This is a genomic window from Pseudomonas sp. CC11G, assembly GCF_056174845.1.
Window position 1 is genome coordinate 22,414 of sequence record NZ_JBWBZC010000039.1, and the last position, 8,961, is coordinate 31,374.

General features: G+C 61.0%; 5 protein-coding genes and 2 pseudogenes. 5 read left to right on the forward strand and 2 right to left on the reverse strand.

The window, feature by feature from the left end:
• Positions 1 to 247: 247 nt before the first annotated feature.
• The 5 genes from AC0V2S_RS26085 (at position 248) to AC0V2S_RS26105 (ending at position 5,742) form a co-directional block, all read left to right on the forward strand.
• The gene (locus AC0V2S_RS26085) at positions 248 to 1,267 is read left to right on the forward strand and encodes an ABC transporter substrate-binding protein (protein ID WP_475512253.1); all 1,020 of its coding nucleotides are present in this window, start codon (positions 248 to 250) and stop codon (positions 1,265 to 1,267) included.
• Positions 1,264 to 2,118 carry an ABC transporter permease gene (locus tag AC0V2S_RS26090; RefSeq protein WP_475512254.1) on the forward strand — a complete coding sequence of 285 codons (855 nt, stop codon included), beginning with the start codon at positions 1,264 to 1,266 and terminating at the stop codon, positions 2,116 to 2,118. The genes AC0V2S_RS26085 and AC0V2S_RS26090 overlap by 4 nt, the downstream gene beginning before the upstream one ends.
• 342 nt (positions 2,119 to 2,460) lie before the next feature.
• A complete protein-coding gene (locus tag AC0V2S_RS26095; protein ID WP_475512257.1) occupies positions 2,461 to 2,943 on the forward strand; it encodes a DUF3304 domain-containing protein in 483 nt (160 codons plus the stop codon).
• The gene (locus AC0V2S_RS26100) at positions 2,931 to 5,207 is read left to right on the forward strand and encodes a T6SS phospholipase effector Tle1-like catalytic domain-containing protein (protein ID WP_475512255.1); all 2,277 of its coding nucleotides are present in this window, start codon (positions 2,931 to 2,933) and stop codon (positions 5,205 to 5,207) included. Before AC0V2S_RS26095 ends, AC0V2S_RS26100 begins: the two co-directional genes overlap by 13 nt.
• Positions 5,194 to 5,742: a DUF3304 domain-containing protein gene (locus AC0V2S_RS26105; protein WP_475512256.1), complete on the forward strand. Its 549-nt coding sequence runs from the start codon at positions 5,194 to 5,196 to the stop codon at positions 5,740 to 5,742. The genes AC0V2S_RS26100 and AC0V2S_RS26105 overlap by 14 nt, the downstream gene beginning before the upstream one ends.
• Positions 5,743 to 5,768: 26 nt before the next feature.
• On the opposite strand, the pseudogene AC0V2S_RS26110 reads toward AC0V2S_RS26105, so the two are convergent.
• Together AC0V2S_RS26110 and AC0V2S_RS26115 are read right to left on the reverse strand one after the other, a co-directional pair.
• A pseudogene (locus AC0V2S_RS26110) lies at positions 5,769 to 7,108 on the reverse strand (LLM class flavin-dependent oxidoreductase).
• A pseudogene (locus AC0V2S_RS26115) lies at positions 7,101 to 8,602 on the reverse strand (MFS transporter). The pseudogenes AC0V2S_RS26110 and AC0V2S_RS26115 overlap by 8 nt, the downstream one beginning before the upstream one ends.
• Between the last annotated feature and the right edge of the window lie 359 nt (positions 8,603 to 8,961).

Below are 8,961 nucleotides of genomic sequence, written 5' to 3' on the forward strand. Positions count from 1 at the left end.
GGAGCCGCGCAGAGGGATGGGGCCAAGGATGGCCCTCAGCCCGGCCCCTGGAGCGACGACGGAGGGAGGGAAGTTTTCACGTAGTGAAAACCCCAGGTAGGGGCAAGCCGTTTTTGGTTACTTTTTAGGGCGACTGCTAAAAAGTGACTCGCGCGTAAGGCGCGAAACAAAAACGCCCAGCACACGCGGAAACGAAGAAAAAAACCGATCGCCAGGCAAACCGCTAACAAACAAGAAGGACCTAAGAATGCACACATTCATCCGCTGGCTAAACACCGCAGCATTAGCGCTAACACTGGCCATCCCAGGCGCCCAGGCCGCCCAAGCCGCCGACCCAAAACCCATCCACTTCGGCGACATAACGTGGGAAAGCGGCAGCCTTATCACCGAGGTCCTACGCCTCATCGTAGAAAAAGGTTACGGCTATGCCACCGACACCCTCCCCGGCAGCACCGTAAGCCTCGAAGCCGCCCTGGCCCGCAACGACATCCAAGTCATCGGCGAAGAATGGGCCGGCCGCAGCCCCGCCTGGGTCAAAGCCGAAGCCGAAGGCAAAGTCTTCGGCCTGGGCGACATCGTCAAAAACGCCGACGAAGGCTGGTGGGTCCCCGACTACGTCATCCACGGCGACCCCGAAAAAGGCATCAAACCCCTGGCCCCCGACCTGCACTCGGTCAGCGACCTACCCCGCTACGCCCAAGTATTTCGCGACGCCGAACAACCCGAAAAAGGCCGCTTCCTCAACAGCCCCGCCGGCTGGACCTCGGAAGTCGTCAACACGCAAAAACTCAAAGCCTATGGCCTCACCGACAGCTACGTAAACTTCCGCACCGGCTCGGGCGCTGCCCTGGACGCCGAAATTACCTCCTCCATCCGCCGCGGCAAACCGGTGCTCTTCTACTACTGGTCACCCACCCCACTGATGGGCCGCTACAAGCTGGTGCGCCTGGAAGAACCCGCCTTCGACGCCGAAGCCTGGAAAACCCTGGCCGACGCCAAAAACCCCAACCCACGCGGCACCCGCTCGCTGGCCGCACGCCTGTCGGTCGGCGTATCGGCGCCGTTCCACAAGCAATACCCCGACCTGGTCGCCGTGTTCGAAAAAGTCGACTTCCCCATCGACCTGCTCAACACCACCCTGGCCAAAATGAACGAAACCCGCCAAACCCCGCGCGCCGCCGCCGAAGCGTTTCTCAAAGCCAACCCGCAGATATGGCACGGCTGGGTAACCGATGAAGCCCGCAGCAAGGTTGAGGCCGCGCTGTGAGTTCGAGCTTCCCGGAAAGCCTTCACCACTCCATCGCCGAGCCGGTAAACCGCGTTGTCGACAGCCTGGTGCTGAACTACGGCGACCACCTGCGGCAAGTCTCCGACACCCTGCTGCAAGTGGTCACCCTGCTGGAAAGCGGCCTGCGCGCCCTGCCCTGGTGGCTGCTGTTGGTGCTGGTCGGCGCCCTGGCCTGGCACGCCGGGCGCAGCTGGAAACGCGCCCTGGCGCTGGTGGTGCTGATGTTCCTGATCGGCGTGGTTGGCCTGTGGGACAAACTGCTGCAAACCTGCGCCCTGGTGCTGGTGGCCACCGGTTTGTGCGTGCTGCTGGGCGTGCCCCTCGGCGTGCTACTGGCCTACCGCCCCACCGCGCGCCGGGTGCTGATGCCCGTGCTCGACGTGATGCAAACCCTGCCCAGTTTCGTGTACCTGATCCCGGTGCTGATGCTGTTTGGCCTGGGCAAGATGCCGGCGATTTTCGCCACCCTGATCTACGCCCTGCCGCCGCTGGTACGTCTTACCGACCTGGGCCTGCGCCAGGTCGACCCCTCCGTGCGCGAAGCCGCCCGCTGCCTGGGCGCCAACCGCTGGCAAGTGCTGCGCAACGTGGAGCTACCGCTAGCCTTGCCGAGCATCATGGCCGGGCTTAACCAGACGGTGATGATGGCGCTGTCGATGGTGGTGGTTGCCTCAATGATCGGCGCGCGCGGCCTCGGTGAAGATGTGCTGGTAGGCATCCAGACGCTGGACGTCGGGCGCGGCGTAGAAGCCGGTTTGGCCATTGTGGCGCTGGCCGTGATTATCGACCGCGTGACGCAAGATTACGGGCGACGTAGTTCCAGGGAGTAAGCCCTGGGGCGAACGCCGCCACACCTGCACGCCCCAAAGCCCCTGTCGCGCGGTGTAATCGCAGGGGCATGTCAGACCATTCCCCACCCTCCTTTTGAACCGTCTGGCTGCGGCGCCACGCGCGTGCACGCTCTACTCGTCGGCACGAATCAAGGACGCGGTTTTTTCCCGGTCCTTGGCTCGATGGCGCCACTGACAGGTCATCGTCATGGCGATTTTTCTTCGCGTCGTGAAGAGGCTTGCATGATGGAACTACGAGTTTTTCTTTCTGCGTTTAAAGGACTAAAGGAGCGGCAATGCTGGGTGATCAGGCAGCGGTTGGTTTGCTCGGTTTTGGCGGTGATGGGTGCCGTGTCGGCCACGGTACACAGCCCGGTAGTAGAGGCCGGAGCGCTGTATGGAATCAACCATACGCATTGGGCGATTAATCGATTTAGCGTGGATGGGAATCCGGCTATCGACATCGTCGGGCCCTATCAACGAGGGGGTGGCGGATGGGGATATTCCGCTCCGGCGAAGTGGGTGCCGGGGATGACGGTGCGGGTGGATTGGGAGAGAGGGCTGGCGTATGCCGATGACTCTCCCGGTTATGCGGATGAAGAGAAATATTTGGAGTGGGTAGGAAAAATTAAGGCTCAGACCCGCAAACACAGCATGTTGGTCCCTGTGCCGGACTACACCGGCCAGAAAGTATGCGGCATGACTGTCCACTTTCTGCCCTGCGATGAGTTGCAGGTCACTACCTCCTGTTACGCCTTCGGTAGTCCCGAATACCCGATCAAGACCCCTTTGGAACTACCGGAGCCGACGTCATGCCCTCAGTGACCCACTCAGCGCTCTGGTACCCGCCAGAATTTCCCGAACAAGGGCGCTTGCCCTCCGAGCCGGGCGAGATTTACCGCAATGATCACCGACAAAGGCAAATGGAGACCGACTACCACGGTGCACGTTGTGTCGCGGCCGGTCGCGTGCTGACGAGGCCATGTGCTCTTACCCTGCACATCAGCCTGTTTTTCGATGGCACGGGAAATAATCTGTTCAATGACAGTTATCGCGCCGCCGTTTCTCATCCTTCCAATATTGCCCGTCTGTTCCGCGCCACCATCGGCAATGGTTATGCCGCAGGAGCGGCTGGTGTTAAGGGCCTGACCGACCCGCCAGGCACCGGCTACAACAACTATTACAAGTACTACATGCCCGGCGTCGGTACGCCGTTTCCAGAGATTGGTGAACTCGACTATTCCACTGCAGGCCTGGCTTTTGCCAATAACGGCGAAGAGCGGATCAACTGGGGGCTGATGATGGTCCTCGATGCACTTCGCCAATACCTGGAACTGCCCAGAATGGACAACACCGCCTTGCACGCTTCGGTGACCGCCATGTGCGCAACGATGGGGGCCGGCGGCAGTTACAGACGCCGGAAGGAGTTCAACAAACAGATGCAGGCGATGGCTGCCCCGCTACGCATTGCGCTTGTGCAGCCTTCACAAGGTCGCCCCAAGCTAGTGGGCATCCGCTTGTACGTTTATGGTTTTTCTAGGGGCGCCGCAGCGGCTCGAGCTTTTGTCAGCTGGCTTAACGAATTGCTCAGCTACGAGGAACCTGCCCAGCCCGCATTGCTTTTGGACGCGTTGCGACTACCCGTTCAAGTTCAATACCTGGGGCTGTTGGACACGGTGGCATCGGTGGGGATTTCGGCGTTAGCGCCTGGCGCCAGAGGAAAAATGGCCTGGGGAGATGAAACCCAGCAGTTACCCGGCGGGAACGCCCTGGTCAAACGCTGTCTGCATCTGGTGGCGGCGCATGAACAGCGGATCTGCTTTCCGCTGGAGTCCATACGCCGAGAGACCGGGGGATATCCCGTTAATAGTCAGGAGGTACTTTATCCGGGTGTGCACTCGGATGTAGGTGGAGGGTATCCACCGGGAGATCAAGGTAAAGGAGCCAGCGTCGACGACCGGTTGCTACTGTCACAAGTCGTACTACACGACTTGTTCAGTGATGCGTTTTCTAACGGCGCGCCTTTGAAGGTCCCGCAGGAGATATTGCCAAGCGAATTTCGCCATCAAAAATGGAGAGCGATGGAAGTCGACGTTGAGAAATCCTTTTCTATCGCGTCACTGCTAGTCCAGCGTTTCAACAACTGGCGTTATGTAACGCTAAACCTTCCCACAGCTGCTTATCCAGTATCAGAGAAAGAAACAGCCTTCTACCAACCGATTCTTGCTGCGGAAACTATTGAACAAGCCCTGAGAGAGCAGATGGGTTGGCTCACCGCCTGGCGCATCGACCGCTACGCATTTGCCAGCCTCAAAGAAACCGAGTTTTATCGCCGCGCCACCGATACCCATTCTGACGCCGCAGTATTGGCCACTGCCAAAGCCGAGCGTGACAAGGCGCAGGCAAAAGTTGAGTTCGAGCGAAGCACTCAACCAAACACAGTGCCCTATGGAGAAGAGCCACTGCCACCCTTACCGGGCCTAAGCGGAATCGATCCCGACCTGGCCAAAACCCAATTGCGCGAAGCCGCTGAAGAATTCGGCAAAGATTTCCGCGACCCCGACCATCTTCGCTTGGCCATCTACAAACTGGTCCCAGCCGGTACCCCACCGCTTTTTGTTCTCGAGGTCATCCGAGTCGATCCTGGTGTGGAATGCCTGCATATGAAAGCGGCAGGCCGAGCGCGGGTTAGCCAACTGTTCCCACCACCGGCCGGATACAACAACCACACCCACGACAACCACCGTGGCCCAGTGGACGAAAGCCTCAATACGAGCAAACCCGAGGGCATGTTGCGTGCGCTGTTCGACGATCACGTTCATGACTCACGGGCGTGGTTCTTCTATTCGATGGGTCGTGAACCCATGGGCAGTTACTTTCGCGAACGCATGGTGTTTTTTGGCAACGCCAGCAAGCGAGAACTCGCCCTCAATGAGCAGCAAGACAACAAGCCGCTGGTAGCGCACATAGCGCCGGCACCACCACTTGAGATGACACCTGAACGCCTGGCCCAGATACAGGAAGAGTCAGCAGAGCGTTATCGCCTCTATCTGGCATCGCTTGTGGAGGGCGCCGATGAGTCGGTTTAAGCAGCTCGAAGGCTACAGCGGTCATCAAGCGCGGCCTTTCTTGTTAGGGGCTCTCTGCCTGGCAGTGCTCTTGATGTCAGCACAGCCTACTTCGGCGGGTGCGCTGTATGGAATCAACCATACGCACTGGGCGATTAATCGGTTTAGCGTGGATGGGAATCCAGCTATCGATATCGTCGGGCCCTATCAACGAGGGGGTGGCGGATGGGGATATTCCGCTCCTGCACGGTGGGTGCCGGGGATGACGGTGCGGGTGGATTGGGAGAGAGGGCTGGCGTATGCCGATGACTTTCCTGGATTTGGTGATGAGGCGAAATACGACGCCTGGCTAAAAAAAGTCGACGCACAATCACGCCGCCTCAGCAAAGCAGTGCCAGTACAGAACTACTCCAACCAAAAAGTATGCGGCCTGACCGTCCATTTCCTCCCCTGCGACGACATCCAAGTCACCACCTCCTGCTACGCCTACGGCCAACCCGAGTACCCAATCAAAATCCCCCTGGAGCTACCCGTACCAGCCGCCTGCCCAGGATAAATGGCGTCCTCCCCCATACCCCCCGGTCAATCGGCAAAAAACCGATTGGCCACCCTCCCCAACCCCAGATTCTCCCGCAACGTCCGCCCCTCGTACTCGGTGCGAAACAACCCCTGGCGTTGCAACTCCGGCACCACCCGCTGCACAAACTCATCCACCCCTCCGGCAAATGGGTGAACAAAATGTTGAAGCCATCCGCCGCCCCTTCGTGGTACCAGCACGCCAGCTCGTCGACGATCTGCGCAGGCGTGCCGACCACCAGCCGATGCCCGCCGGCACCCAGTTTGCGCAGCAGTTGGCCTACCGTGGGCCGCTCGCGGCGGATCAGGTCGAGCACCAGTTGTTGGCGGCTTTTGTGCCGTTCCGTGGTGGGTGGCTGGGCCGGCAAAGGCACCGGCGTGTCCAGCGGCAGCGCTGCCAGATCAATGCCCAGGTCCAGCAAAAATCCCAGTTGTTTAAGCGCGGTGTTCGGGTCGACCAGTTCCAGCAGTTGCTGGTGTTTTTCTTCGGCTTCTGCGGCGCTGCGGCCGACGATGGGTGAAATGCCGGGGAAGATTTTCAATGCCTCGGGCACACGCCCATACCGCGCCAGCCGCTCGTGCAAATCGCGGTAAAACGCCTGGCCTTCACCCAACGTTTGTTGCGCGGTAAACACCAGTTCGGCACTGCGCGCGGCCAGCTCACGGCCGGCTTCGGAAGAGCCGGCCTGGGCGATCACGGGCCAGCCTTGAATGGGCCGTGGCGCGTTAAGCGGGCCTTGTACTTGAAAGTGCGGGCCACGGTGGTTGAGTACGTGCATGCGCTGCACGTTCAGCCAGGTGCCGCTGGTTTTATCCAGGGGAAACGCGTCATCGGCCCAGCTGTCCCACAGGCCGGTCACTACGTCGAGAAACTCTTCAGCGCGCTGGTAGCGCTCTGCATGCGCCAGTGGCTGGTCGTGGTTGAAGTTTTCTCCGCCCACCAATGCTGTCACCAGGTTCCAGCCGGCGCGGCCGTTGGACAGTTGGTCCAGCGATGCAAAGCTGCGCGCCAGGTTGTAGGGCTGGTTGTAGCTGGTGTTGGCGGTGGCGATCAGGCCGATATGGCGGGTCACCATGGCCAGCGCCGGCAGCAGAATCAGCGGGTCCCAGCGCAGGCTGTAGGGGCCGCGCGCCAGCACCTCGGGGGCCAGTTCGCCGACGCTGACGTTGTCGTTGAGAAACAGCGCATCGAAGCAGCCGCGTTCCAGGGTTTGCGCGTAGTGCTGGTAGCGCTGCACGTTGAGCGAGGCGTCGGCATCGGCGTGCGGGTGGCGCCAGGCGCCGGTGTGCGCGCCGGAGCCGGATAAAAAGGCGCCCAGGCGGATACGCCCGTCGGCATTAGCCATGGGCGTGTTCACCGTTCTCGGCGACCGCCGCCGGTCGGCGCAGCAACAGCAACACGCTGGTCAGCGCCGTGAGCAGCACGATGGCGAGAAACACCATCACGGCCCGGTAGCCATGCAAAAACGCTTGCTGAACCAGAACACTCAACACCTGGGGCGCTTGCTCAAGATGCTGACTCAACACCGCCACACCCTGCTCCGGCTGCGCCACGGCGGCATCGATCCAGTCGCCCGCGCCGGCGCCGCTGGAGGCGGCCAAGTCACGCGCCGCAAAGCTGCGGTAAATGCCCACGCCAATGGCCAGCCCCAAGCCGCCGCCGATATTGTGCAAGGTCATCAGTGAGCCCATGGCCACCGAGCTGATCTGCGCCGGCACCGAAGTCATGCCCAACACCGTCGACGGCCCAAGCACGCAGGCCCAGGCCAGCCCCATCAGCACAAAGGCACCGAGCAGATACGCCAACGAGGTGTGGGTATCGAAACCGGCTTGCAGCACGGCCGACAGCACGAACAACCCGAGCCCGGCCTGAATCAATAACCCCGGCCCCTTGCGGTCCACCAGGCGCCCCACCACCGGCGACAGCACCGCCACGCCCAATGTGGTCGGCAGCAATAACAAGCCGCTGGTTTGCGCGCTGTCGCCACGAATCAGCGCCAGATACAGCGGCATGACAAAAAACGCCAAGCAGTAGAAAACCGCCAGGGAAAAACTGGCCGCCACGGCGGCAACAAAGTGCCGATTGGCGAACAGGCTCAGGTCTACGATGGGCGCTTTCACCCGCCGTTCCACCTGAATAAACGCCCCCAACGCCAGCACCGCCACGGCCAGCAAACCTAGGCTTTGCGCCGACGCCCAGCCCCATGCCCCTCCCTGCACAATCAACAGCACCAGGCTCGGCAGGCCGATCAGCAACAGCAGCGCGCCCCAGCCGTCCAGACCTTGCTGCTCACCGCGCGACTCATCCACCGCCCAAGCGGAAATCGCCAGGCTGAGCAGCACAAACGGCACGTTCAGCAGAAAGATCCACTGCCAGCCAAACGCACTGGCAATCACCCCACCGAGCACCGGGCCGCTGGCCAGGCCGACGCCGTTGACGCTAAACAGCACACCAAACGCCCGGCCCTTTCGCTGGCCGGGAAAGCGTTGGCGACGATGGCGCCGGAGGCGGTATATAGCACCGCGCACGCCAACCCTTGCGCCACCCGCGCGACAATCAGCAGGTCGATGCCTTTGGCCAAACCGGCGGCCAACGAGGCCAGGCCAAATACCGTCAGGCCGATAAACAGCACGCGCTTGCGCCCGTACAAATCGGCCAGCCGGCCGACCAGCACCATAAAGCTCGACAGCGCCAGAATAAAAAACCGTTGATCACCCACTGCAGGCTGTTCACCGAGGTGCCTAAGTCGGCCTGCAACGCCGGCAAAGCGGTGTTCACGATGGTGAAATCGACGCAGCCGAGAAAGCTCGCGATGCTTACGCCAAACAAGGCCCACCATTTGCGTTGCGTTGCGCAAAAACGCCCATGGACTACTCCTTAACAAACCAAGAAAACGGGCGGCACAGCCACCCGCCCACAAGAACCAAAACGGTTACACCGCAATAGCGGTATGCGACCACGCCGGATGCACCACCCCCGCAACGTGAACGGAATGGGATGCCGCGTTTCTTGAATTTTCAACGGCAGCCAATGCACGCGCTCGGGCTTACCGGCTCAATCAGCAACTCGCGGCGGTGGCCATGGCATGGGTCATCTGCTGCGGATAAATGATGAAGTCGTACCCCTGCTCCGCCCACAGCGGCAGGATGATGGGCACTTCTTCGAGGATATATTCGCGGCACTGGGCGGCCGCCTGCT

Excerpts from the sequence above, each read along its gene's own strand:
- AC0V2S_RS26085 (WP_475512253.1), top strand. The coding sequence starts at position 248 with ATGCACACATTCATCCGCTGGCTAAACACCGCAGCATTAGCGCTAACA.
- AC0V2S_RS26095 (WP_475512257.1), top strand. The coding sequence starts at position 2,461 with ATGGGTGCCGTGTCGGCCACGGTACACAGCCCGGTAGTAGAGGCCGGA.
- AC0V2S_RS26105 (WP_475512256.1), top strand. The coding sequence starts at position 5,194 with ATGAGTCGGTTTAAGCAGCTCGAAGGCTACAGCGGTCATCAAGCGCGG.
- AC0V2S_RS26100 (WP_475512255.1), top strand. The coding sequence starts at position 2,931 with ATGCCCTCAGTGACCCACTCAGCGCTCTGGTACCCGCCAGAATTTCCC.